The following is a 23,990-nucleotide window of genomic DNA, read 5'->3' as shown; positions in this document are numbered from 1 at the left end:
AAAACGCCTCCCGACCCTCAAGCTCGGACCCGGCGTTCCGATAAGATAACCAGCACACGCAGCACGTTGACTTTACGGAGGGGGCAATGCACGCGGAAGCGGACCTGAGAGCGCAAATGCTCCTGCAGCAGATCGAGTCGGGGATCGTACATCTGGACGCCTCGGGGACGCTCGCCTACCTGAACCGCAGGGCGGAGCAGATCCTCAAGGTGGCGCCGGGCGAATTCCTCGACAAGCGCATCGACATGCTCCCCCTGCGCACTCACATCTACCGGGTGCTCAGCGAGGAGTGCCACGACCAGCCGGTGGAGGTGAGCGTCGAGGGGACGGTGATCCTGGTCCGCTCGGCCCCCATCTTCGAGTCCGGGGAGTACCGCGGCGAGATCTTCGAACTGCGCGACGTCACCAGCGAAAAACGCGAGCGCTGCCAGCGCGAGGAGTTCGTGGCGATGATGACCCACGACCTCAAATCGCCGCTCACCGTGATCATGGGGTACGTCCAGGCCCTGCTGGGGGAGGTGGGGGAGAAGATCCACCCCTCGCTGCAGCTCTTCATGACCGAGATGGACAAAAGCGCCGTAAAGATGCTCTCCATGATCGAGGACGTCCTGGACGCCTACCGGCTCGAGGTGGGGCTTTTGCAGATCGACCGGCACCCCTGCAACGTGAAGTCGCTCCTTGAGAGCTGCTGCACCGACGGGGAGCGCGAGGCGGTGGTGCACGGCTCGCACTTCTCCAAGGAGATCGACCCCGATATCCCCTGGATCGAGCTGGACGGCAAACAGATCGGCCGGGTATTTGCCAACCTGATCGGCAACGCGGTCAAATTCACGCCGCGGCGCGGCAGCATCCACCTCGCCAGCGCGCTCAGGGACGGCGCGCTCCTGGTCGAGGTGAGCGACTCCGGCATCGGGATCCCCTGCGACGAGCTGCCGCGCATCTTCAACAAGTACTTCCGCTCCAGCGTGGCCCAGGGCTTCAAGGGGACCGGGCTGGGGCTCACCATCAGCAAGGCGATCGTGGAAGCGCACGGCGGGAGCATCAACGTCGAGAGCACGGTCGGCAAGGGGAGCCGCTTCTCGGTCTTCCTGCCGCTTAACGGCGCTACGCACCACTGATCACTAAAGTTCCGCCGCCCGGAGCCGAAGAGGCCCGGTAAGTCCGTACAACAGACCCGGCTCGGGCAGCCCCACGCGGTCACTGTCCCGGGCGCATCCGAAAACGCCGTGGGCGCCATACACACACCAAGGAGGAGCAACAACATGGGCAACGTACTGATCGTGGACGATTCTTCGACGATGAGAAAGATCATCTCCCGCAGCCTGCGCCAGGCCGGCCTGCCGGTCGACGACATCTACGAGGCCGGCGACGGCATCGAGGGGCTGAGCACCATGGAAGGCAAGAGCATAAGCCTCATCCTGTCGGACATCAACATGCCCAACATGGACGGCCTGGAGTTCATCAAGTGCGTGCGCGCCAAGGGGGTCACCGTCCCCATCGTCATGATCACCACCGAGGGTGGCGAGGACATCCTCAAGGAGGCGATGAACAACGGCGCCAACGACAGCATCAAGAAGCCGTTCACCCCGGACCAACTCAACGAGAAGCTGGGGAGCCTCTTATGATGGCCCTCAGCCAGGAGATCTTCCAGGCGACGCAGCTGACCGAGGAGACTCTGGCAGGCTACGTCATCAACGCCACCAAGGAGGTGTTCGACACCATGGTGATGATGCCCCTGGAAGACTCCTACCCGCTCAAGGAGCCGGTCACCACCTTTCACTGCTCGGTTACCGGGATGGTGGGGCTGGCCGGCACCTACACGGGGATCCTCTCGATTCACTGCCCCAAGACCCTCGCCCTCAAGGTCACCTCCAACATGCTGGGGCTCGAGGTGGACGAGGTGGACGACGACGTGAACGACGCCCTGGGCGAGATCGCCAACATGCTCGGCGGCTACGTGAAGCAGATCCTCTCCAAGGGGGGGCTGGACATCAACCTCTCCATCCCCACCGTGATCGCCGGGGAGGACTACACCGTGAACTCGATGTCGGACAGCGACTGCGTGATCATCCCCTTCATAAACGAAGGGGACCGTTTCCTGGTCGGACTCAAGCTGCACAAGGAAAACTAGAAGGTACCCATGCCGGCATTTGAAAAGCTACAAGCGATGTTGGACGCCGCCATGAAGCAGGCGGGCGAAGAGAGCTCGATGCTCCTGGGGCAGAGCCTGACCGTCGGTGAGTCGGACATGCTCAACACCGACCGCAGGTCCTACTTCGGCGACGACGAGGCGAACCCGGTCTACGTGGTGGGCGTGGAGTCGCGCGAGGCCTACCCGGGGCGCTTCTACCTGGTTTTCGCGCTGGCGGACGCCATCGTCATGAGTTCCATCCTGCTCGGCATCCCCGGCCCCCGCGTCGCCGAGAAGCGCCGCCTCTGCATCCAGGAGCCCGACGACGTCGACGCCTTCGGCGAGATCGCCAACCAGGTCATCGGCTCTTTCAACTCGATCTTCCAGCCGATGCTCCCCGACAAGGTGCACCTGAAGCTCCTGGCCCCGGTGAAGCACGTGCCGGGAATGGACGAGCTTACCGACGAGCTGCCGCTTCCCGACGCCCCCTACCTCATGTACCGCGCCCCCCTGGAGATCCAGGGACAGGAGATGGACCGGATCGACATCATGGTGCCGCCCGAGTTGGCGAACCTCTTCGACCCGCAGCCCGAACCGAGCGCGGAGGAGCTGGCCGAGGCGGCCGCGTCGGCCGAGGCGACCGGCCAGGCCAAGGAGGAGAAGCCGCTCCCCTCGATCCTCGTCATGGGGGACGTCGAGGGACGCGAGAACCTGGTGTCGGAACTGGAGCCCAAGGGGCTGCGCCTGATCCACGCCCCGCTCGACGCCGATCTGCAGGCGGTGCTGGCGCAAGGCGAGGTGAAACTCGCCCTGGTGACCCTGCAACGGACCGCAGACCGCGATCTGTCGATCTTCAACCGGGTGGTTCCGCTGGTGGGACGCTCCGGCGGCTCGGTGCTGGTCTGCGCCCCCCAGTGGACCCGGGTTGCGGTGCTCAAGGCGCTCAAGGCCGGGGTGAAGGGTATCCTGATGCCCCCGCTCGACCACGACGAGTTGAACGCCAAGGTCGACCAGTTTCTCAAGGCAAGCTGACCGGCGGCAGCGCCGCCCGATCCTCCTCCCGGACCCCCTCCGCAGGTTTCCCTCACTAGACCGCTTTTCGGCTCCCGCAGCGCTCCCCGGTTCCGCACCGAGCGCGGCGGAGCCTGCGACGTGCCGCGCCGCCCTTGCCACCCCACCCGCTAGCTGCATCCGGCGCCACCCGCCCGGGGCGCGACGGCGCAAGCACCAAATGCGTGGAGCACCCCGGACAGACGTCAAAAAAACATCTCCCGCTGCGGTTTTTTTGACTGGCGGGGCGCCGCTTGGCCTCCCCGGCACCCCCGCCTGGGGCGCATTGCCCCCCTGGAGAGGGTTCGAACCCCTCTTCCCCCCCTCCGAGTCGGCGTTACGAGATTGGGCACGCCTTTTGCCTTAACACCCCTCATGACTTCTTTGCTCGCTACCGCCCAAACCCGCCGGCACCTCTGGCTGCTCCTGGTCGCGCTCTGTGCACTCCCCGGCACCGCCCGGGGCGAGGAGGCCAACCGGTTGCTGCGCATCAAGGTACGGCCCCACCACGGCTTCACCCGGGTCGAGCTGTTCTTCCAGGCTCCCCCGGACTACCAGCTGACCCGTGGCAGCGACCGGGTGCGCCTCTTGGTGCGGCAGGCCGACGCCCCAGGCTTCAAGGGGCTGCGCGGCTACCGCGACCAGAACCTGGGGGGGATCATCTGCTCCTCGCGTCAGGACCACCTGCAGCTCACCGTGCCGACCCGGCAGCCCGACACCGGGGTGGCGCTGGTCGACTTCGTGGCCCCCACCGTGCTCACCCTGGACATCGGCCCGTCCCTGAAACGCCCGAACCGCGTGGACGTCCTCCCCGGGCGCGAGCCGATCCTCTCGGGTGTCGAGCAGTTCGTGCGCGACTACAGCACCCCGGCGCCGGCCGCGCTCCCCTTCACCCCCACCGATACCAAGACCCTGAAGCGCCTGCTCCCGGAGCAGGAGGTGAAGCTCTTCGAGCTGGCCGAGGGGGCACTCTACAAGGAAAAGGCAAGCGACGCGCTGAAGCTTTTGGCCAACTTCCAGGGAAAGAGCCCGCAGGTGCGCGCCCTGGCAGGGTTCAGAAGCGCCCAGGCGCTGGTGCAGCTGGAACGTTACGACGAGGCGCGCAAGGCCTATGACGCGGCCGCCGCGCTCTGGCCGGAGTACCCCGGGCAGTCCCCGGAGCTTATGCAGACGCTCGCCGACCTGAAGGCCAGAAGCGGAGACTACCAGGGCGCCCGCAGGCTCCTGGGAGACCTGGTCGGCCGCATGGCCGGCACCGGCTACGTCCCGCAGCTGGTGAACCGCCTGGCCGAGCTCTCCGCCCGGCACGGCAACGCCGCCCAGGCCCGGAACCTCTACCGCACGGTGGCGGCGCACGCAGCCGGCACCCCCCCGGCCCAGCGCGCACGCATGAAACTGGTGGACGGCGAGCTGTTCAGCATCTCCCGGGACCGCTACCAGGAACTCTCCGACCGCTACCAGCAGATCTACGGCTCCCCCTGCGATTTCCCGCTGCGCGACGAGGCGCTCTACAAGCTCGCCCTGGTGCAGGGGCTCTACGGCCCTGCCCGCGCCGGGCTCGGCACGGCCATCGCGTACCAGCAGCGCTACCCGCGCGGCATCTTCTCCACCATCGTGAAGAAGATGCGCGAGGAACTGCTGGTGCCGGCCTTAGGCGAGAGCTGGACCGGGCGCCGCTACCAGGAGCTGGTGCAGCTCGCCCTGGAGAACAAGGAGTACCTGACCCGCTGCTTCGCCGATCCGGAGTTCGCCCCCCGGCTGGCCCAGTCCTGCCAGAAGGCGGGGATGCTCAACCAGGAGCTCGCCCTGTTCGGCTACCTCTTGGAGCGCCCCTGGGCCGGCGGCTCCGCCCCCTTCATGCTGGGGCGCCTGATCGACGACGCGCTCGCGGTGGGGAACCGCCCCCTGGCCCAGGCGAGCGCGCGCAGCTTCCTGGCCCGCTACCCGTCCGACCCCCGCACCCAGGGCCTGCACGAGCTTTTGGCGCGCATGGCCTTCGAGCAGGGGGACCTGAAGCAGGTGGCCTCCGAGCTCGCCTTCCTGAACCAGAAGGGACGCAGCGCGCTCTCCCCGGAGAGCAACTACTACCTCGGCAAGGCGCTGGTGGCCGGCAACGACTGGCCCGGGGCCGAGCGGGCGCTGAGCCGTTTCTGCGCCGCGCCCCCCGCCGGGAGCAACCTCCTGGCGGACAGCTACCTCATGCTCTTGAACGGGCGCAGTGCGCTGAAGCAGTACCCCGCGGCGCTCGAGACCTGCCGCGCGGGGCTCAAGGTGACCGGCGGCGAGAACGCCGCCCTGTTCCGGTACAAGATGGGGGAGATCTACCTGCAGCTGAAGATGGTGCGCGAGGCCAAGGCTGCCTGGGAAGAGGTGGTCAAGATGAAGGAGGCCGGCACCTGGGCCAAGCTCGCCAGCGAGTCGCTCGCCGACCTGGGCTGGCGTCTGAAAATCGCCGGGGAACTCCCCTAGCCTGTCAAAACCATGACTCGGGCGGCGCAAGTGCCTGTAACTGCGCGCCTCGGTCTCTGGTACGGCTTTTGCTGCTGCAGGCTGTGCACTGGTACAAGGAGGAAGGCATGCCTGTCAACGGAATCTTCGGCGGCTCCATCGAGCTGCTCGGCAAGACGCTGGACCTGAGGTCGAAGCGGCAGGGACTCATCGCGGCCAACGTGGCCAACGCGGAGACCCCCGGCTACACCCCGACCGACCTGAGCTTCGAGAAGGAACTGCAGGGGGCGCTCAAGAAGGGGGGGAAGGGCTCGCTCACCAACCCACGCCACATCCCGCTCAAGGGGCAGGGGAATCCCCGGTTGGAGTTGGTCACCGGCGAGGTGGTCGAGGTCCCCGGCAAGGCGCCAAGCCCCGACGGCAACTCGGTGGAGCTGGAAAACGAGATGGGCCGCCTGTCGGAGAACCAGATCATGTACAACGCCTCCATCCAGCTCTTGACCAAGAAATTCGAGATGATGAAGCAGGCAATCAGGGGGACCCTCTAAATGGACTTCTTTTCCTCTATCGACATAAGCTCCTCGGCCCTCAGCGCGGAGCGCACCAGGATCAACCTGATCTCCTCGAACCTCGCCAACGTGAACTCGACCCGCAGCGCCGAGGGGGGGCCCTACCGGCGCAAGGACGCCATCTTCACCGCGACCCCCGCGGAGAAGAGCTCCTTCGGCGCCGCCCTGGGGAAGGCCGCCGCGGCCCGCAAGGTCGAGGTGAGCCAGGTGCGCGAGGACCCGAACCCGCCCCGTCTGCAGTACGAACCGACCCACCCGGACGCCGACGCGAACGGCTACGTCGCCTATCCCAACGTGAACGTGGTCGAGGAGATGGCGGACATGGTGTCGGCCACCCGCAGCTATGAGGCCAACGTCACCGCGGCGCAGGCCGCCAAGGCGATGGCCCTCAAGACCCTGGACCTGGGCCGCTAACAACCACACAACAACTACCCGTTTTTCAAGGAGTATCTCATGGAAATCACTGCCGTCTCCGGCATCTCTGGCGGTCTGTCCCAAGCCTTCCCGGTCCAGCAGGACCAGGCGGTCCCCAACGCGGTCAACGACTTCGGGGACCTGTTAAGCAAGATGGTCGGCAAGGTGAACGGTCTGCAAAACAGCGCGGACAAGTCGATCCAGGGGCTCGCCACCGGCGAGAACAAGGGGCTGCACGAGGTGATGCTGGCAGTGGAAAAGGCCAGCGTCTCGTTCCAGATGCTCACCCAGGTGCGCAACAAGGCCGTGGAGGCCTACCAGGAAATCATGAGGATGCCGGTCTAACCGGTTTCGACGGACGCTTGGGCGGGTAACCCCCGCCGGCGCTACCTCTGCAATCCTCCCCCGACGGGAGGTACGCCTACCTACGAGATGGGGACGCCATGCCGGAAGGCCTTAAAAAACTACTGGAACCCGTTCTTGCCCTGAACACCGCCAAGCGGTTGATCGTGGGCGCTGTCGCCCTGGTGACGCTGCTTGCCTTCGCCGCGCTGATCAGCGTGGCGAACAAGACCGATTACCGCCCCCTGTTCGCCAATCTGAACAGCGAGGACGCCGGTGAGATCGTCAAGAAGCTCAAGGAACAGAAGGTTCCCTACCAGATCACCGAGGACGGCAAGGCCGTCCTGGTTCCCGCGGAGAAGGTGCACGAGCTCAGGCTCTCGCTGGCGAGCGAAGGGCTCCCGCAGGGGGGTGGAGTCGGGTTCGAGATCTTCGACCGCAAGAACTTCGGCATGACCGAGTTCGTGCAGAAGCTCAACTACCAGCGGGCGCTGCAGGGCGAGCTGTCGCGGACCATCTCCCAGATCGCCGGGGTCGAGTCGGCCCGGGTGCATCTCGCGCTCCCCGAGAAGTCCCTGTTCAAGGACTCCGAGAAGCCCGCCACCGCCTCGGTGGTCCTCAAGATGAAGGCGAACCGGACCCTGAGGGAAGCCGAGGTGAACGGCGTGGTGCACCTGGTGGCTTCCTCGATCGAGGGGATGGACCCCGACCACGTAAGCGTCCTGGACAGCCGCGGCAAGGTGCTCAGCAAGGCCTCGGTCCAGGACCCCGCCAGCAAGCTCTCCGGCGCGCGCCAGGAGACCCAGCTCGCCTTCGAGAGGGCCGAGGAGGAGAAGCTGCAGAGCCTGCTGGACCGCGTGGTGGGGAGCGGCAAGTCGGTGGCCCGCGTCTCGGCTAACTTCGACTTCAAGCAGGTGGAGAAGTTCGAGGAGCGCTACGACCCGGACGCGAGCGCGGTGAGAAGCGAGCAGAGAAGCGACGAGAAGGGATCCACCACCACGACCGCCTCCGGCGTCCCCGGGGTGCAGTCCAACCTGAACCGCCAAAACGGCGCCGCGTCCAGCACCCAGGGTGGGGGCTCCAAGAGCGACGAGACCCTGAACTACGAGGTGAGCCGCTCCACCTCGCGCATCATCGAGCCGGTGGGGAGCCTCTCCAAGGTATCGGTGGCCATCCTGGTGGACGGCAAGTACGAACTCGCCCCGGGCGCCAAGCCCGACGCGAAGCCCAAGTACCAGCCGAGGAGCCCGGACGAGCTGCAGAAGATCGAGGCCCTGGTGAAGAGCGCGGTCGGCTTCAACGCCGAGCGCGGCGACCAGGTGACCGTGGCCAACATCCCCTTCCAGGAGACCGGCGACGCCGCCGGCGAGGCGCCCCGCTGGTGGGACGCGCCGATCCTGCAGGCCCTCATGAAAAACGGCCTTATCGCCCTGGGCTTCGCCGCACTGCTTTTGTTCGTGATCCGCCCGCTTTTGAAGGTGCTCAAGACCGAGCCGCACCAGGAGAGCCTGATCCCGATTCCCGACCTGGACGCCATCAAGCTGGTGGAGCAGGCCAACAAGGAGCAGGAGGCCATGAGGATCACCCAGCTCGAGCTGATCGAGAAGGTGAAGCAGGACCCCTACCAGGTCGCCCAGATCCTCCAGAACTGGCTGAGCCGCAAAGACTGACGATTTATTGACGCGCGTCACGCCAAAGGCGTCGCGCAGAACCTAGAGGTGGTGCATGACGGGAGCTGAGAAAGCCGCGATACTCCTTCTTTACCTGGGACCCGAGGCGACGGCCAAGGTGTTCGGCCACATGGACGACACCGACATCAAGAAGATCAGCCAGAGCATGTCCAAGCTCGGCCACGTGACCCGCGAGGAGATCTCCGCGGTGGTCGCCGAGTTCACCGACATCACCAACCCGGAGACCGGCTTCTTCTCGCAGGGGGAGGAGTTCGTCAAGAAGATCCTGGAGAAGGCGCTCGGCCCCTTGCGCGCCGAGTCCCTGCTGAACGAGATCCGCACCTCCGGCATCGGGGACATGACCGACCTGCTGTCCACCATGGACCCGCGCACCATCGCCAACTTCTTCTCCCAGGAACACCCGCAGACCATCGCGGTGATCCTCGCCAAGCTGAAGCCGAAGCAGACCAGCGAGATCATCTCGCTGCTCCCCCAGGAACTGCAGGCCGAGGTGGTGATCCGCATCGCCGAGGTCGACCAGGTCTCGCCGGAGATCCTGGCCGAGATCGACGAGGTGATCCGCGTGGAACTCACCGCCCTGGGCGGGGTGCAGCGCTTCAAGGTGGGCGGCGTCGAGAAGGTGGTCGACATGTTCGGGCACCTCGATAGAAGCCGCGAGAAGAAGATCCTCGACAAGCTCGACTCCATGAAGCCGCCTCTGGCCGAGGTGATCAGAAAGCACCTGTTCACCTTCGAAGACATCTTCAAGCTGGACGACCGCGGCATCCAGGGGATCATGCGCGAGGTGTCCAACGACACCTTGACCCTCGCCATGAAGACCTCGCCGGACGAGGTGAAGGAGAAGATCTTCCGCAACATCTCGAGCCGCGCGGCCGAGATGATCAAGGAGGACCTCGAGGTGATGGGCCCGGTACGCCTCTCCGACGTGGAGAAGGCCCAGTCCGAGATCATCAAAATCGTCCGGAAGCTGGAGGAGGAAGGGAAGGTTGTCATCGCGGGTCGCGGGGCCGACGATGTCCTCGTCTAAGATCATCAGGAAAGGGGCGGAACTCCCGCCGAGCTACACCCTGGGACCCCTGGGGGAGGTGGTGGAGCCGCCCGCGCCGGAACCGTTCCGCGCCGTCAACCTGGGGCGCGAGGACGAGGAGGTCGAGCCCGAGGAGGAAGTCGAGGAGGAGGAGGTCTACCAGCCCCCGATGATCCTCGAGGAAGAGGCGCTGCGGCGCATCCAGCAGGCCCACGCCGAGGGGCTCAAGGAAGGGAGGCGCCAGGCCGAGGAGGACTTCGCCAAGGTGAGCGAGGCACTGGCCCAGGCCCTTTTGGCCACGGGGCCCATCAGGGGGCGCATCCTGCAGGAGTCGGAGGAGGACCTCTTGAAGCTTTCCGTCTCGATCGCCCGGACCGTCCTGCAGCGCGAGCTCTCCTGCGACCCCTGGATCCTCGCCTCGGTGGTGCAGGGGGCCGTAGAACTCGCCTCCGACGCCGGGGAGGTGGTGGTCCGGCTCAGCCCCGCTGATTACCAGATGGTGGTGCAGCGCCCGGAGTTCGCCGTCTCCCCGGGGGAGAAGCGACGGGTCTCCCTCAAGGAGGATGCCGCGCTCCCGGCGGGGGGCTGCCTGGTGGAGACCGCGCGCGGCACCCTGGATGCCGGCGTCGAGAGCCAGCTGGACCAGATCTATCGCCGCCTGTGCGAAGAGAGGTGCCTGCGGCACGGGGGGCAGGGTGGGAATTGACCTGAGCCGATACCTGAAGGTGGTGCAGGGCGCGAAGCCGGTCCGCTTCCACGGCAAGGTCACCCAGGTGGTGGGGCTGGTGATCGAGGGGTACTGCCCGGAGACCGCGGTGGGGAGCCTGTGCGACGTGCACTCCGAGGGGGCCGATCCCATCCCCGCCGAGGTGGTGGGGTTTCGCGACAACAAGACGCTGCTCATGCCGCTGGGTGAGTTGCGCGGGGTGGGGCTTGGGAGCCTGATCTCGGTCCGGCGCGAGAAGGCGGCGCTCGGCGTGGGGCCCGAACTCCTGGGCCGGGTGATCGACGGGCTGGGCGAGCCGATCGACGGCAAGGGCCCCATCACGGTGGCCGACGAATACCCCATCTACGCCGCACCGGTAAACCCGATGCTCAGGCGGCCGATCCGCAAGCCGCTCGACCTGGGGATCCGGGCCATCAACGGGCTTTTGACCTGCGGCGAGGGGCAGAGGGTCGGCATCATGGCGGGGTCCGGGGTCGGCAAGTCGACCACCCTCGGGATGATCGCCCGCTACACCGAGGCCGACGTCAACGTGATCGCCCTGATCGGCGAGCGCGGCCGCGAGCTCAGGGAGTTCCTGGAGAAGGACCTGAGGCAGGAGGGTCTGGCGAAGTCGGTGGTCGTGGTGGCCACCTCGGACCAGCCCCCGCTGGTCAGGATGCGCGGGGCCTACATCGCCACCACCATCGCCGAGTACTTCCAGGCCCAGGGGAAGAAGGTGCTCCTCATGATGGACTCGGCCACCCGCTTCGCCATGGCGATGCGCGAGGTGGGGCTGGCGATCGGCGAGCCCCCCACCACCAAGGGGTACACCCCGAGTGTGTTCGCCGCGCTCCCGAGGCTTCTGGAGCGCACCGGCAACTTCCAGGGGGGGTCGATCACCGGCCTTTACACCGTGCTGGTCGAGGGGGACGATTTCAACGAGCCGATCTCGGACGCCATGCGCAGCATCCTGGACGGGCACATCATCCTCGCCCGCGAACTGGCGGCGCGCAACATCTATCCCCCCATCGACCTCTTAAACAGCGCCAGCCGCGTCATGTCCGACGTCACCACGCCGGAGCACCGCAGGCTGGCCGGGCAGTTCAAGGAGGTCCTGGCCGCCTACCGGCAGGCCGAGGACATGATCAACATCGGGGCCTACAAGATGGGGAGCAACCCGAAGATCGACTACGCGGTGGCGAAGATGGACCAGATGGTCGCCTACCTGAAGCAGGACATCTCGGACGCGGTGGGGGTCGACGCGGCGGTCGCGGAACTCGCCTCCATCATCCAGGGGTACCAGGGCTAGGCAGAGTAAGGAGGTAGCAGATGGCAGGACAACCGGAATTCCGACTTGAGCAGGTCCTCAAGTTTCGCAAGGAAGTGGAGCGGATGCACCAGCTGGAGCTGGCCCAGGCCAGGCAGCAGCACGACGACGCGCGCGAGCGCCTGAAGTCGGAGCGCGGCGCCTTGAAGGAGCTGCAGTCGGAGCTGACCGAGCGCCAGGCCGAGGGGATCGACGCCAAGGACCTGCAGCTCTACGGCGACTTCTCGCTGCGCAAGACCCGGGAGATCCGGGCGATCCGCGAATCCCTTCCGGTGCTCGAGAAGGTGGTGCAGGAGCGGCGCGAGGCGCTCTTGACCGCGGCGAAGGAGAAGCGCGCGCTGGAGGTCTTCAAGGAGAAGAAGCTGCGCGACCTGCGCCTGGAGCAGCTCAGCCGCGAGCGCACCTTCCTCGACGAGGTCGCGGTGCAGAATAGGGGAGGCCACTAGTGAAGAAGACGGTGTTGACCCTTTTGGCGGCGGCCGGCGTCTTGACCTGCTTCGTCCCCGGTCCCTGGGATTTCAGGGCCGCAGCCACCGAGGGGGCGCGGGCCGCGGCACCCCGGTTCTCCGAGGATGCGCTGCTCGAGTCCAAGCGCCAGCAGCTCGCCGAGAAGGAGGCCCAGCTGAAGGCCAAGGAGGAGTCGCTCAAGAAGCTCGCGGCGACCCTGGAGAGCCGGGCGGCCGAGCTGAACGCGGCCAAGAAGGGTCTGGAAGGCGCCCTGGGCGCCCGCAAGAAGGCGGAAGAAGAGCGCTACAAGAAGATGGTCAAGATCTACAAGTCCCTGAAGCCGAGCGACGCGGGGAACCTGCTCAACAAGCTGGACGAGAAGATGCTGATCGACCTTTTGAACCTGATGGACCAGAAGACCGTGGTGAAGCTGATCCCGTTCATCACCCAGCCGAGGGTCCTCGAGTGGACCCGGCTCACCCTGCGCGGCGCGTAGCCGGCACGGGCCTTTCTGGCAGAAAAGTTGCACGGTCGAAAACATGCGTGAGTGCGGCCAGTTGGCGCTCCGCTTACCTTTGGCAGGTCACGTCGGAAAAAAAGGAGGTGAGAACAACATGCAGACGATAGCAAATCTTGTCATGCCGGAAGGAGCACCGGCCGTCCTGCCCCAGCAGGGGAAGGGGGCTAGCCAAGGGGGAGACGCTGCGGGTCCCTTCGCACAGCTGCTCAAGGGGTGCCAAAGCGACCGCAGCGCGGGCGACGCGGCAGACCCGGGAACACCGGCAAGCGCCAGCCCCGCTGTCCCGACGCCGGCTTCAGGCAAGGGGCAGCAGCTGCCGGAAACGCCGCTCAAAAGCGTCGGGGCGGCGGAGAACACCCCGGTTCTGGCGGACCTTTCGGCCCTGGGGCAGGAACTGGAGGAGACACTCCCCCAGCAGTCCGGGGCTCCGGGCGTGATCGCCGGTCTGGATGCGGCCCTGCGTCAGCTGACCGGTAAGGGGCTGACCGTCCCGGTTGCCCGGCAGCAAGCAACCGGCGCGCAAACCGCGGAGGGGGCACTCCCCGCGGCAAACCGGGCGGGAGCGGAGAACCAGGAAGCACCGGCGGTAGAGGTAGAGGTAGCACAGCCGGACCGGACCGTAACGCAGCAGCCGGCAAACCGGCAGGCGGAAACGGCCGACCCGGAGACCCCGGAGCTGCCGGTTACGGACCCGGCGTCGCTTAGTCAGGCGGCGCAGCAGATGGCTGCCGCGCTCTTAGCGGCAGGCGTTCAGGCGGCCACCCTGGCCGCGGCAACCAAGGCTCCCGAGCTGCCGGCGACGGCCCAGGCCGTTGCGCCACAACCTCAGCAGGGGGTGGAGGCGGCCAGCCTCCCGGTCCAGCAGGCGGTCCCGCAGACCGAGCTGCCGGCGCTCCAGCCGGACCAGCTCAGCGAGACCAAGGCTCCGGCTCCCCAGCCGGTAGTCCTGCCGGCCTTCGGGGAACCTGCCCCGGCACCGGCACTGGCGAGCACCTTCTCGGCTGCGACCGCACCGGCAGCAACCGGCAGCGCCGCAAGCTCCGAGAACGACCCGACGCCTGCTCCCCGTCTGAACCAGACGGCGGTCACCGTCGAGAAGCAGCAACCGGGAGCCGACCAGCAGGCTCACAACGCCCTGCGCGCGGCCGCCCCGGCAGTAGCACCGGAAGTAGTACCGGCAACAGCACAAGCAGCAAGTACCGACCCCGCGGCTGCGGCAACCCCGGCTCCGGCCGGCAGCGCGCAGCAACCCCACCCGGTAACGGCGGCATTCCAGCCGGCACCGGCCACGCCGCAAACCGAACCGGCGCAGCGGCAGGACCAGGCGGAGCTCGCCCAACCGGCGGCCCCGACCCCCGACAGGACGGCTGGCGCCGAACCTAAGGGAGCACACCTCTCCCAGGCACTCCACGGCACCTATTCCGAACTGCGCGGAGCGGCAGAGCGGAGCGCCGCGAAGCAGGAGACGGTCCAGGAGGGCGCGGAGGCAACCCCGCAGGTTCAAGCCTCAACGGCGCGTCCCGACGCGTTCGCAGGAACTCCGTCCGACCAGAAGGGGGCCGGGGAGGACCAGAAGGGGCACGCCGAGCAGAGACCGGTGCAAGGCGAACACGCGGCAACCCAGCAGCCGAACGCTTTCACCCTGAAGACCGAAAGCGCCGGCACCACCCAGGCCGCGGCCGAACCCAAGCCCGGCCAGCTGAAGGAGCTGCACGACAGCATCCTGTCCCAGGTAAAAGACGGCGTGGTGACCCACGACGGCAAGGGGAACGGCCAGTTGAGCATCAGGCTCAATCCCGGCGAGCTGGGCGACCTGAAGATCCAGGTCCGGATGGAAGGGAACCAGGTCCGGGTCGAGGTGCAGGCCGACAACAAGATGGTGAAGGATCTCCTGATGAGCAACCTGGACACCCTGAAGGAATCGCTCACCAGCAAGAACTTCACCATGGAGGGGTTCGACGTCTCGACGGGCGGAGGTTTCAACTCGCCGCTCAACGAGCAGCAGGGGGACGACCGGCAGCAGCGTTCCTGGGTCAGGACGGCCCGTGCCGGCGGCTACGACGACCAGCCGGAAACCGGCCGGGTCAACTATTTGACCGAGGAAGTCAACACCTTGCTCGACGTGAGGTTCTAACCCAAGGAGGCAGTAGATGATCAGTAACGTAACCAGCACCGCGGCCACCGGTTCCAGCACCGGCGCGGAAGCCATGAAGCAGGCGACGGGGATGAACAAGGACGACTTCCTGAAGTTGTTCGTCACCCAGCTGCAGAACCAGGACCCGCTGAACCCGCAGGACAGCAGCCAGTTCATCACCCAGCTCTCCCAGATCACCCAGGTAGAGCAGGCCTACAACACCAACACCAACCTGCAGAGCCTCCTGAACCAGGGGGGGAACAGCATGACCATGGCGTCGGTCTCCATGATCGGCAAGCAGGTCCAGGCCAGCGGGTCCCAGGTGAGCCTCAGCTCCGGGAGCCCGAGCAGCGTCAACTTCAACCTGGGCCAGGCGGCCGACCAGGTGACCGTCTCGATCCTGAACGGGAGCGGCTCGGTGATCAAGACCATCCACGGCGGGGCGATGAGCGCCGGGGACGGCTCGCTCAACTGGGACGGCACCGACAACCTGGGCAACCAGGTGGCCTCCGGCGCCTACAGCTTCTCGGTAGCAGCAAGCGACGCCACCGGCAACAAGGTAACCACCACCCCGCTCATCAAGGGGAAAGTCGACGGCGTGGACATGTCCGGGGCGACCCCGGTCCTCTCCATCGGCAACGTCAAAGTGAGTCTCACGGATGTCACCGCGGTAAGCTCAGGAGGTTAAGTTGATCGACAACAGCATCCTGTTCCCGCAACCGATTCAGGCCCCGGTCCGGCCCAACCCGGCCAAGCCTCAGGGAACGCAGCAGGCGGGATCGAACACCCCGTTTGCCAAGGTGCTGGACCAGAAGCTCACCGGCCAGCCGGTAAAGCTCTCCCAGCACGCCCAGGAGAGACTCAAGTCGCGGGGGATCACCCTTTCCGAGGCGGATCTGAAGAAGTTGGCAGGAGCAGTAGACAGCGTGGCCCAAAAGGGCGGCAGGGATTCCCTGATCATGCTGGGCGATGCGGCGCTCGTGGTAAGCGTCAAAAACCGGACGGTAGTCACGGCGATGGATCGCCAGGCAATGCAGGGGAACGTATTCACCAACATCGACTCGGCGGTAGTGCTCTAAAAACCGGGGTTAGCCACGGAGCACACGGAGAAAAGCCGAAAAAGAGAAACATCGCAGCATTCGAACCTAGAACCTGGAACCGATTTTTGGGCTGGCCCTCTTGAAGGAAGCCCGGCGGACACCGACCGACAGAGGTGTCCCAACCAACACACAGGAGGCAACAACAATGAGTCTTACTTCCGCTCTTTACACCGGCGTCAGCGGTCTTTCGGCCTACGGCGATTCCATGAACGTGATCGGCAACAACATCTCCAACGTGAACACCACCGGCTTCAAGCAGGGTCGCGCGCTGTTCGCCGACATGCTCTCCGGCGACGCCGGCAACAACTCCCAGGTGGGGCGCGGCGTGCAGCTGCAGGCGATCCAGAACATCTTCACCCAGGGCTCCTACCAGAGCTCCGAGAACGTCACCGACATGTACATCCAGGGCAACAGCTTCTTCGCCCTCAAGGCGCCCAGCACCCCGTCGCCGGTGGCCACCCAGAACGCCGCCTTCCTCTCCAGAAACGGCGCCTTCCACGTGGACAGCAACCTGACCCTGGTGAACCCGGACGGCTACCAGGTGCTCGACACCGCCGGCAACCCGATCCGCTTCTCCGACAACGCCACGGGGATCACCGCCGCCGCCGTCGCCTTCAACGCCGCCGCCGTGGTCGCCCCGGCCACCACCGCGATCACCGCCGACATCGCCACCGCACAGACCGCGGTGACCGCGATGGCCGCCGGCGCCGCCAAGACCGCCGCACAGAACCTGGTGAACGCGGCCACCGCGGCCAACAACGCCGCGATCGCGGCTGACACCGCCTTCGGCACCTCCCCCAACGGCCCCAATGCCGACGCGGTGAACGCGGCACTCTCCGCGGCCTTCGCGTCGCTGCAGGAAGCCTCGGTCGCAGCGGGGACCTCGGTCGCGGCCGGCACCACCACCGCCGTCAACACGGTGACCACAGCCTACGGTAACGTGCAGACCGAGGAAGGGAAGGCCTTCAGCAAGATCACCAAGATCGACCCGGACGGCCTGATCACCTACCTGGGCGCCGACGGCATCACCCAGAACTACTACGACACCAGCGGCGTCCCCGGCCTGCCGGTGACTGCCGCCAACGCCGCCACCGTGCAGCGCGTGGCCGTGGTCGCCGCCAAGGACCCCGGCGCCCTGACCAAGGCCGGCAGCTCGCTGTACAAGGCGAGCACCGACGCGGGGGTCTCCACCGCCGCCTTCTCCCTGGGGACCAACAAGCCCAACGGCTCCAGCGAGCAGGTGATCAGCAACGCGCTCGAGCAGAGCAACGTCGACCTGGCGAGCGAGTTCGTGAAGATGATCACCACCCAGCGGGCCTACTCCGCCAACTCGAAGACCATCACCACCACCGACCAGATGACCCAGGAAATTCTGAGCCTGATCAGGTAGTCGGTTTGACTCTTTGAGTACCCAAAGGATCCGCCTTGGCTTGAGGAAAAGTCGGGGCGGATTTTTTTTTTGCCGGCCGGGCTGGCGGCCCCGGTCCGAGGCGGCCTTTCTTCCGGTCCCGAAACGGCCAAGTGCATTATTTGCTCATGTTTTTCGGCGAAATGTCGAAAGATGCGGTAGCACCCACGCGGTGCGCCGGCTGGCGGTTCCGGTCACCCGAGCGGGGTCTGCGCCCCGGCGGGACGAGCTTTTTTTCCATCGGTTGTGCCCAAGGATACGTGATGAGACATCTACAAAGGGTAGTGTTAGGTTTGCCGGGGGGCGCTGTGCTGACCCTGGCGTTTTGGATCCTCATCTGCGCAGAGGCCGGCGCCGTCAGCTTCAACAACTGGAGCAGCTCCGGTCCCTTCCCGACCCCTGCCAAGGCGGTAGTCAAAGTTTTGGCGGTCGCGCCGACCACCCCGGTTGCCACCGTGTACAACGGCACCGACGGCGGCGGGGTCTACACCATGAACGAGGGGGGGGCCAGCTGGAGCCCGGCCAACGGGGGGCTCGCCAACCGCCAGCTCCAGGGGGTCGCGGTGCACCCGCTGGATCCCAAGGTGGTCTACGCGGCGACCCGGGACGGCCTCTTCAAGACCTCGGACGGCGCGGCCTCCTGGATCGAGGTCTCCGCGGGGCTGGCGAGCCGCGACGTGCGCTTCGTGGCGATCGACCCGCAGGCCCCGGCCACCCTGTACGCCGCCGGCCCCTCGGGGGTCTCCAAGAGCAGCGACGCCGGGGCGAGCTGGAGCGCTGCCAACGCCGGGCTTACCAGCAGCAACGTGCGCGCCATCCTGGTCGACCCGCAAAACGGCGCGAACCTCTACGCGGCCACCGACGGCGGCATCTTCGCAAGCAGCGACGCGGGCGCCAACTGGACGGCCGCCAGCACCGGCCTCAACAACCTGGACGTCCTCTGCCTGGCCTGGGCGGGGACCGCGCCGACCGCGACCCTGCTGGCCGGGACCAACGGCGGCGGCGTTTTCCTGAGCAGCGACGGTGCCGCCACCTGGTCCGCCGACAACGGCTCGCTCGGGAACCTGGTGGTGAACGTAATCCTGGTGGACAACCCGTCGGCCCCCGCGAACGCCTTCGCCGGCACGGGGAACGGGCTCTACAAGCAGGGGTACGCCTCGGGGAGCTGGGGGGCTTGGAGCTCGGTCTCGACGGGGGTCAGCGCGCCCGCCCTGGTGCACGCCCTGACCAACAACCCGGCCGCACGCAGCACCCTGTACGCCGGCACGGACCTGGGCGCTTTCCGCAGCACCAACTCCGGCGCGGCCTGGAGCGCGCTCTCTAGCGGGCTGAGGCCCGGCAACGCGCTCGCCGTGAAGCCCTCGGACAGCACGGTCCTGGTAGCCGGCATGACCAACGGCGGCCTCTACCGCTCCACCGACAGCGCCGCCAGCTGGATCGCCGCGAGCAGCGCGAACCCGGGGACGCCGACCGCCGTCCTCTTCGATCCCTCCGGTTCCCAGGTCTACGCGGCCTCGGGGAGCGGGGTCTACAAGTCGCTGGACGACGGCGCCACCTGGACCGGCATCGGCGCGAACCTCCCCAGCAGCGACGTGCGCGCCCTCACTTTCGGCGCGGCGGGCGCCCTGCACGCCGGCACCGGGGCGGGGATCTACGTCTACAACGCGGGGACCGACAGCTGGAGCGCCTACCCCGGCGGCCCGCCCCCCAACACGGATCTGACCGCCCTGGCCTACCGGGGGAGCTCCCTTTTCGCCGCCACCAACGGCGGGGGGGTGTACCGCTCGGATAACGGCGGCGGCTGGACCCAGGTGAACAGCGGCCTCGCCAACACGGTGATCAACGCCCTGGCCCTCGATGCCGGCAACCTCTTCGTGGCCACCGGCTCCGGGGTGTTCCGCTCCCCGGACAACGGCGCCAACTGGGTCACGGTGAACAGCGGCATCGGCAACCTGAACGTGAAGGCCCTGGGGCTTACCGCCGGCAACCCGGTCTTCCTCACCGCCGGCACCCTGGGGGGCGGGGTCTATTTCTCCACCAACGCAGGCGACGTCTGGACCGCGATGAACGCCGGCCTGAGCGACAAGTCGGTCACCTCCCTGGCGGCCAGTTCGGCCTCGAAGCGGGTGTACGCCGGGACCGCGGGTTCCAGGATCTTCGCCCTGAAGCTGAGCCCGGTCTCCGCGGTGACCCCGGCCGCGCCGCTCTCCAGCGCCCCGGTCGACTTCGGCATCGTCAACGTGAACGACGGCAAGACCACCGTCTTCACCCTGCAAAACACCGGAACCCTGCAGCTGAACGTCTCGTCGCTCACCCTCACCGGCACCGACGCCGGGCTCTATCACGTGGTGGCGGCCGGCAGCCGGCAGTGCACCCTCCCCAGCACCGTCATCGAGGCAGGGGACTTCTGCACCGTCGGGGTCAACTTCGCGCCGACCACGACCGGCACCAAGACCGCGGCGCTGGTCGTCGCCTCCGACGCGCCCAACCAACCGGTCACGAGCTACCTGCAGGGGAAGGGCGGCTTCCCGCCGGTGGCCACCATCACCCAGCCTTTGGGGGGGACGGTGCGCAACCCGGTTGTCATCTCGGGGACCGCGATCGACAAGAACCAGGTGACCGGCGCCGACGGCACCGGCAGTAACCTGACCAAGGTGGAGATCTCCACCGACGGCGGCGCCACCTGGAACGCCGCCACCAAGAACCAGACGCTCAACTCCTGGACCCAGTGGAGCTACACCTGGACCACCACCCCGCTCCCGTTAAACGGCCCCTACGTCATCTCGGCCCGCGCCACCGACTCAAACGGCATCGTGCAGAGCGCCTTCTCGACGGTCACCCTCACCGTGGACAACGTGCCGCCGGTGACCACCATCTCCGCCAGGCCCGCGGCGCTCAGCAACTCGGCGAGCGGCTCCTTCAGCTTCACGGTGGACAAGGCCGGCTCCAGCTCCCAGTGCACCCTGGACAACCTGACGGTCTCCTGCAGCTCCCCCTTTTCCTACAGCGCACTTTTGGACGGGAGCCACACCTTCGGCGTCATCTCCACCGACTCGCTGGGGAACGTCGAGACCAGCGTGAAGAGCTACAGCTGGACCATCGACACCGCGCCGCCGGTCACCTCGATCCTGAGCGCCCCGCCGTTTTACAGCCCGCTTTCCGACGCGAGCTTCGGGTTCGGCTCCAGCGAGGCCAACTCGACCTTCGTCTGCAGCCTGGACGGGGTGAGCGCCCCCTGCACGAGCCCCAAGAGCTTCACGAACCTCTCCGACGGCAACCACGTCTTCACGGTTCAGGCGACGGACCCGGCCGGCAACACCGCGGCCACCCCGCCCACCACCCAGACCGTGAGCTGGATCGTCGACAAGAACAACAAGCCGCTCTCCACCCTGGGCCAGCCGGCGGGGCCGCTCTCCGGAGCGAGCTACAGCTTCACCGGCACCGCGAGCGACTCCGTCTCCGGGGTGGGCCGGGTGAACCTCACGGTGAACGGTGGCATTGCCAGAGCCGCGGCCGACGCGGCACTCAGTCCGGCACTCCCCTGGTCCAGCTGGAACTACCTCTGGAGCCTGCCGGTGAACGGCACCTACTCGGTCCAGTCCCAGGCGGTGGACAACGCCGGCAACCTGCAGGCGAACCCGGCCACGGTGAGCGTCATCGTGGCGAACCCGCTCCCCGACGTGCAGCTCGTGGCACCGCTCAACGCGGCGCTGGTGGGGAGCACCACCCCGCGGGTGATCACCGGGACGGCCCAGGCCGCTGTAGGCGGGCTGCCGCTTCAGAAGGTGCAGGTCGCGGTGTTCAGCTCCGCGAACCCGCCGGGTACCCTCACCTGGAACGACGCCACCGGCACCACCGCCTGGAGCTACAACTGGCAGCTCCCCCCCGACGGCGCCTACACGGTGCAGGCCCGGGTGCTTGACGTGGCTCCGGCCCTGGACGGCAGCATCGCGGGGAACGTCTCCCAGGTGGTGAGCCGCAACGTGACCATCGATACCGCGGCGCCGGTATCCAGCATCGTTGCGCTCGCCAACCCCTACCTGATGGGGCACCTGGTCACCCTGAACGGCAGCGCCGACGACCCCAGCCCCGGCACCGGGATCGCGCAGGTGGCGGTGACGCTCACCGACCGACTGGGGCAGGTGGCCAGCAGCGGCGCCGCCAACTACAACAGCTCCGGCAAGAGCTGGGTCTACACCAGCGGCACCCTGGCCGACGGCAGCTACACCATCCAGGCGGTCGCCACCGACAACGCCGGCAACCAGCAGGCCGTCGCCGCCACCAGCTCGGTAACCATCGACAACGTGGCCCCGGTCTCCAGCATCACCGCGCAGCCGGCGGCCCTCTCCAACCAGCTCGTGTCGAGCTTCAGCTTCGTAGCCAACGAACCCTCCCGGTTCGTCTGCACCCTGGACGGCGTCTCCGCCCCCTGCTCCGCGTGCGGCAGTGCGCCGGCCACCAGCTGCACCCAGAGCTACAGCGGGCTCAGTAACGGCGCTCATGTCTTCGCGGTCCAGGCCAGCGACGCCGCCGGCAACCAGGAGACGAGCGCCAACACCGTCTCCTGGACCATCGACCGGATCCCCCCCACGGTGACCGGGGTCGCGCCGGCCGACGGCGCCAAACGCATCAGCGTGGCCGGCACCAAGGTGACGGCGACCTTCAGCAAGAACCTCGATCCGGCAACCGTGGACGGCACGACCTTCTACCTGGACCACGGTGCGACCGCCCAGGTGAGCTACGACCCGGCGACCCGGACCGCGACCCTGACCCCGAACGGGCCCCTGGCCTACGCCACCACCTACACGGCGACCCTCGGCACCGGCATCGCGGACTACGCGCACAACACGCTGGGGAGCACCTACAGCTTCAGCTTCAGCACGGACCCGGACGGCGACGTGAACCTGGACGGCAAGGTGGATCTGGCGGACGCCCTGCTCTGCCTGCAGATGGCGGTGAAAAAGGTGACGCCGACGCCCGAACAGCTGCGCCACGGCGACCTGGCTCCCTTTAACGCCAAGCCCGATCCCGACGGCAAAATCGACGCAAGCGATGCGTACATGATCCTGGCCCGGGTGGTCGGGCGCGTCACTTGGTGACGAACTACTCAACACGATATCAAGGTGGTAAATCATGAGTACTAAGAAGGGTTACCTTTTAGCAGCAGCTCAAATCCTCCTGCTCCTTGCCGGCTGTGCGGGCGGGGGGAGCAGCACCGGTTCACCCGGCGGGCCGAACCCCTCGGTTACCACCATAAGCGGCGTGGCTTCCAAGGGGCTCATCAAGCAGGGGAAGGTGGAGATCTACGCCCCCGCGTCAAACGGCGACCTCAACGGGAAGATCCTGCTGAAGAGCACCAGCACCGACTCGGCCGGCTTCTACAGTGCGAACCTGGGGAGCTACACCGGCGTGGTTCTGGTCCAGGTGAGCGGCAGTTACACCGACGAGGCGACCGGGTCGAGCGCCACGGTCAGCGAGTCGGCACCCTTGCGGGCCGCCCAGGTGATCGACAGCAGCAGCGCGGTGAGCGTATCGGTTACCCCGCTTACCGAACTTGCCACCCGCAAGGCCCTGGGCACCGGCACCCAGCTGGCTCCAAGCGCGGTGCGGGCCGCCAATGCCCTGGTATCGAACCTGTTCCAGTTCGACGTGGTGGCCACCCCCCCGGTAGATCCCGGCGTTACCGCCATGGCCGCTGCGAGCGACAACCAGAGAAACTACACCCTTGCGTTGGCCGGGATCTCGAAGCTGGCAGCAAACGCCGGCTCGGTGGAGAGCGTACTTGGTTCCTGGTACAGCGAACTGGCCGCGACCGAGCGGCTCTCGGCAACCAGCGTCAACGACTTCAAACAGGGGGTCAGCGACTTTCTGAACGACACCAGCCACAACCACACCGGCGTCGGCAGCCTTCCGCCGGGTATCGGCCAGGTCGGCTACTTCACCGGCACCCTGTACCTGTACACCGAGGGCCAAGCCACGGCTCCCATCACCTCGCTGCAGACCACGCTTACCCTCCCCGCCGGGGTGACCCTCAAGAAGAACGGCGCCGGGACTCCTGTCGTGGTGACCTCCGGGAAGGCGAGCCATGCGGCCACGGCGGGGCTCAATTACAGCGACCCGACCGACAGCACTCCGGGTGTCCTCACGCTCGCCGTCATAGCGGATCCGGGTTTCGCTCTCGGGGAATTCGCCACCGTCACCTATGTGGCGCAACCGGGGGTCATCCCCAGTACCGGCGACTTCCAGATCTCCGGGACCCAGCTCTTCGGTTTCGACGGTACGGCACTTTTCGAGATCAAGACGGCCAACGTGGTGCCGGTACTCCCCTAACGGCAGCTCGTGGCGGCGGGTCCGACGCTGCCGTCGAAACGTTGACGCGCACAAAGAAGCTCCCCCGGCCGCCGGCCCGGGGGAGCTTCTTTTTTTTGGCAAGCAAAAGGGGGGCGCGGAAATCCCGGGAGGTCGTTCATGCCGGGGACGCGGCCGGCGGCACTCGGGTCCCCTCTCCCCTTGCGGGAGAGGAACAGGGTGAGGGGGAAGGTGCCCCGACTTCATTGCCGATGGCAGCTTCACCCACCCCCCGACCCCCTCCCGTCAAGGGCGGGGGAGATGTGGTCTCCCCGAAATTCCAGGAGGAACTTTCGCAAAGGGGGGACGAGGAATCGGCCGCAAAGCT

At 66.9% G+C, this 23,990-nt stretch carries 20 protein-coding genes; all 20 read left to right on the top strand.

Annotated elements, in window-relative coordinates; genetic code table 11:
- Positions 1-86: 86 nt before the first annotated feature.
- The 20 genes from GMST_RS04625 (at position 87) to GMST_RS04530 (ending at position 23,644) form a co-directional block, all read left to right on the top strand.
- A complete protein-coding gene (locus GMST_RS04625; protein WP_183353459.1) occupies positions 87-1,118 on the top strand; it encodes a sensor histidine kinase in 1,032 nt (343 codons plus the stop codon).
- A 144-nt stretch (positions 1,119-1,262) separates the two neighbouring features.
- On the top strand, positions 1,263-1,625 hold the full coding sequence (locus GMST_RS04620) for a response regulator (protein WP_183353458.1): 363 nt from the start codon (positions 1,263-1,265) through the stop codon (positions 1,623-1,625).
- Positions 1,622-2,131, top strand: coding sequence for a chemotaxis protein CheX (locus tag GMST_RS04615; protein WP_281379898.1), 510 nt, complete (start codon positions 1,622-1,624; stop codon positions 2,129-2,131). Before GMST_RS04620 ends, GMST_RS04615 begins: the two co-directional genes overlap by 4 nt.
- Before the next feature lie 9 nt (positions 2,132-2,140).
- The gene (locus GMST_RS04610; protein ID WP_183353457.1) at positions 2,141-3,163 is read left to right on the top strand and encodes a response regulator; all 1,023 of its coding nucleotides are present in this window, start codon (positions 2,141-2,143) and stop codon (positions 3,161-3,163) included.
- Positions 3,164-3,556: 393 nt separating this feature from the next.
- Positions 3,557-5,650: a tetratricopeptide repeat protein gene (locus tag GMST_RS04605; protein WP_183353456.1), complete on the top strand. Its 2,094-nt coding sequence runs from the start codon at positions 3,557-3,559 to the stop codon at positions 5,648-5,650.
- Positions 5,651-5,757: 107 nt separating this feature from the next.
- Entirely contained in the window at positions 5,758-6,177 is a 420-nt protein-coding gene (gene flgB / locus GMST_RS04600) for a flagellar basal body rod protein FlgB (protein ID WP_183353455.1), read from the top strand.
- Positions 6,178-6,612: a flagellar basal body rod protein FlgC gene (flgC, locus tag GMST_RS04595; protein ID WP_183353454.1), complete on the top strand. Its 435-nt coding sequence runs from the start codon at positions 6,178-6,180 to the stop codon at positions 6,610-6,612.
- Between the two features lie 39 nt (positions 6,613-6,651).
- The gene (gene fliE, locus GMST_RS04590; RefSeq protein ID WP_183353453.1) at positions 6,652-6,957 is read left to right on the top strand and encodes a flagellar hook-basal body complex protein FliE; all 306 of its coding nucleotides are present in this window, start codon (positions 6,652-6,654) and stop codon (positions 6,955-6,957) included.
- Positions 6,958-7,055: 98 nt separating this feature from the next.
- Entirely contained in the window at positions 7,056-8,624 is a 1,569-nt protein-coding gene (gene fliF, locus GMST_RS04585) for a flagellar basal-body MS-ring/collar protein FliF (protein WP_183353452.1), read from the top strand.
- 55 nt (positions 8,625-8,679) lie between these two features.
- Positions 8,680-9,672 (top strand): flagellar motor switch protein FliG, encoded by a 993-nt coding sequence (gene fliG, locus GMST_RS04580; RefSeq protein WP_183353451.1) that lies wholly within the window; start codon positions 8,680-8,682, stop codon positions 9,670-9,672.
- Positions 9,659-10,378 (top strand): FliH/SctL family protein, encoded by a 720-nt coding sequence (locus GMST_RS04575; protein ID WP_183353450.1) that lies wholly within the window; start codon positions 9,659-9,661, stop codon positions 10,376-10,378. Before fliG ends, GMST_RS04575 begins: the two co-directional genes overlap by 14 nt.
- Positions 10,368-11,687, top strand: a complete 1,320-nt coding sequence (locus GMST_RS04570; RefSeq protein ID WP_183353449.1) for a FliI/YscN family ATPase — start codon at positions 10,368-10,370, stop codon at positions 11,685-11,687. Before GMST_RS04575 ends, GMST_RS04570 begins: the two co-directional genes overlap by 11 nt.
- Positions 11,688-11,707: 20 nt before the next feature.
- Positions 11,708-12,151 carry a flagellar export protein FliJ gene (fliJ, locus tag GMST_RS04565; protein ID WP_183353448.1) on the top strand — a complete coding sequence of 148 codons (444 nt, stop codon included), beginning with the start codon at positions 11,708-11,710 and terminating at the stop codon, positions 12,149-12,151.
- Positions 12,151-12,648, top strand: a complete 498-nt coding sequence (locus GMST_RS04560) for a hypothetical protein (RefSeq protein ID WP_183353447.1) — start codon at positions 12,151-12,153, stop codon at positions 12,646-12,648. Before fliJ ends, GMST_RS04560 begins: the two co-directional genes overlap by 1 nt.
- 118 nt (positions 12,649-12,766) lie before the next feature.
- Complete coding sequence (locus GMST_RS04555) at positions 12,767-14,806, top strand: flagellar hook-length control protein FliK (protein ID WP_183353446.1); 2,040 nt, start codon at positions 12,767-12,769, stop codon at positions 14,804-14,806.
- A gap of 16 nt (positions 14,807-14,822) precedes the next feature.
- On the top strand, positions 14,823-15,494 hold the full coding sequence (locus GMST_RS04550) for a flagellar hook assembly protein FlgD (protein WP_183353445.1): 672 nt from the start codon (positions 14,823-14,825) through the stop codon (positions 15,492-15,494).
- 1 nt (position 15,495) lies between these two features.
- Positions 15,496-15,885: a TIGR02530 family flagellar biosynthesis protein gene (locus tag GMST_RS04545; protein WP_183353444.1), complete on the top strand. Its 390-nt coding sequence runs from the start codon at positions 15,496-15,498 to the stop codon at positions 15,883-15,885.
- Positions 15,886-16,051: 166 nt separating this feature from the next.
- The gene (locus GMST_RS04540) at positions 16,052-17,296 is read left to right on the top strand and encodes a flagellar hook-basal body complex protein (protein WP_183353443.1); all 1,245 of its coding nucleotides are present in this window, start codon (positions 16,052-16,054) and stop codon (positions 17,294-17,296) included.
- A 326-nt stretch (positions 17,297-17,622) separates the two neighbouring features.
- Positions 17,623-22,413, top strand: a complete 4,791-nt coding sequence (locus GMST_RS04535; protein WP_183353442.1) for an Ig-like domain-containing protein — start codon at positions 17,623-17,625, stop codon at positions 22,411-22,413.
- Positions 22,414-22,447: 34 nt separating this feature from the next.
- The gene (locus GMST_RS04530) at positions 22,448-23,644 is read left to right on the top strand and encodes a hypothetical protein (protein ID WP_183353441.1); all 1,197 of its coding nucleotides are present in this window, start codon (positions 22,448-22,450) and stop codon (positions 23,642-23,644) included.
- Positions 23,645-23,990 lie beyond the last annotated feature (346 nt).

The organism is Geomonas silvestris, assembly GCF_014193515.1.
In the GTDB taxonomy this organism is placed as follows: domain Bacteria; phylum Desulfobacterota; class Desulfuromonadia; order Geobacterales; family Geobacteraceae; genus Geomonas; species Geomonas silvestris.
Note: the sequence above shows the minus strand (reverse complement) of the source record. Positions and strands in the feature narration are given on the sequence as shown.

What these genes read in the sequence shown, in the direction of transcription:
- GMST_RS04625 (WP_183353459.1), top strand. Translation starts at nt 87, where the DNA reads ATGCACGCGGAAGCGGACCTGAGAGCGCAAATGCTCCTGCAGCAGATC.
- GMST_RS04620 (WP_183353458.1), top strand. Translation starts at nt 1,263, where the DNA reads ATGGGCAACGTACTGATCGTGGACGATTCTTCGACGATGAGAAAGATC.
- GMST_RS04615 (WP_281379898.1), top strand. Translation starts at nt 1,622, where the DNA reads ATGATGGCCCTCAGCCAGGAGATCTTCCAGGCGACGCAGCTGACCGAG.
- GMST_RS04610 (WP_183353457.1), top strand. Translation starts at nt 2,141, where the DNA reads ATGCCGGCATTTGAAAAGCTACAAGCGATGTTGGACGCCGCCATGAAG.
- GMST_RS04605 (WP_183353456.1), top strand. Translation starts at nt 3,557, where the DNA reads ATGACTTCTTTGCTCGCTACCGCCCAAACCCGCCGGCACCTCTGGCTG.
- flgB (WP_183353455.1), top strand. Translation starts at nt 5,758, where the DNA reads ATGCCTGTCAACGGAATCTTCGGCGGCTCCATCGAGCTGCTCGGCAAG.
- flgC (WP_183353454.1), top strand. Translation starts at nt 6,178, where the DNA reads ATGGACTTCTTTTCCTCTATCGACATAAGCTCCTCGGCCCTCAGCGCG.
- fliE (WP_183353453.1), top strand. Translation starts at nt 6,652, where the DNA reads ATGGAAATCACTGCCGTCTCCGGCATCTCTGGCGGTCTGTCCCAAGCC.
- fliF (WP_183353452.1), top strand. Translation starts at nt 7,056, where the DNA reads ATGCCGGAAGGCCTTAAAAAACTACTGGAACCCGTTCTTGCCCTGAAC.
- fliG (WP_183353451.1), top strand. Translation starts at nt 8,680, where the DNA reads ATGACGGGAGCTGAGAAAGCCGCGATACTCCTTCTTTACCTGGGACCC.
- GMST_RS04575 (WP_183353450.1), top strand. Translation starts at nt 9,659, where the DNA reads ATGTCCTCGTCTAAGATCATCAGGAAAGGGGCGGAACTCCCGCCGAGC.
- fliJ (WP_183353448.1), top strand. Translation starts at nt 11,708, where the DNA reads ATGGCAGGACAACCGGAATTCCGACTTGAGCAGGTCCTCAAGTTTCGC.
- GMST_RS04555 (WP_183353446.1), top strand. Translation starts at nt 12,767, where the DNA reads ATGCAGACGATAGCAAATCTTGTCATGCCGGAAGGAGCACCGGCCGTC.
- GMST_RS04550 (WP_183353445.1), top strand. Translation starts at nt 14,823, where the DNA reads ATGATCAGTAACGTAACCAGCACCGCGGCCACCGGTTCCAGCACCGGC.
- GMST_RS04540 (WP_183353443.1), top strand. Translation starts at nt 16,052, where the DNA reads ATGAGTCTTACTTCCGCTCTTTACACCGGCGTCAGCGGTCTTTCGGCC.
- GMST_RS04530 (WP_183353441.1), top strand. Translation starts at nt 22,448, where the DNA reads ATGAGTACTAAGAAGGGTTACCTTTTAGCAGCAGCTCAAATCCTCCTG.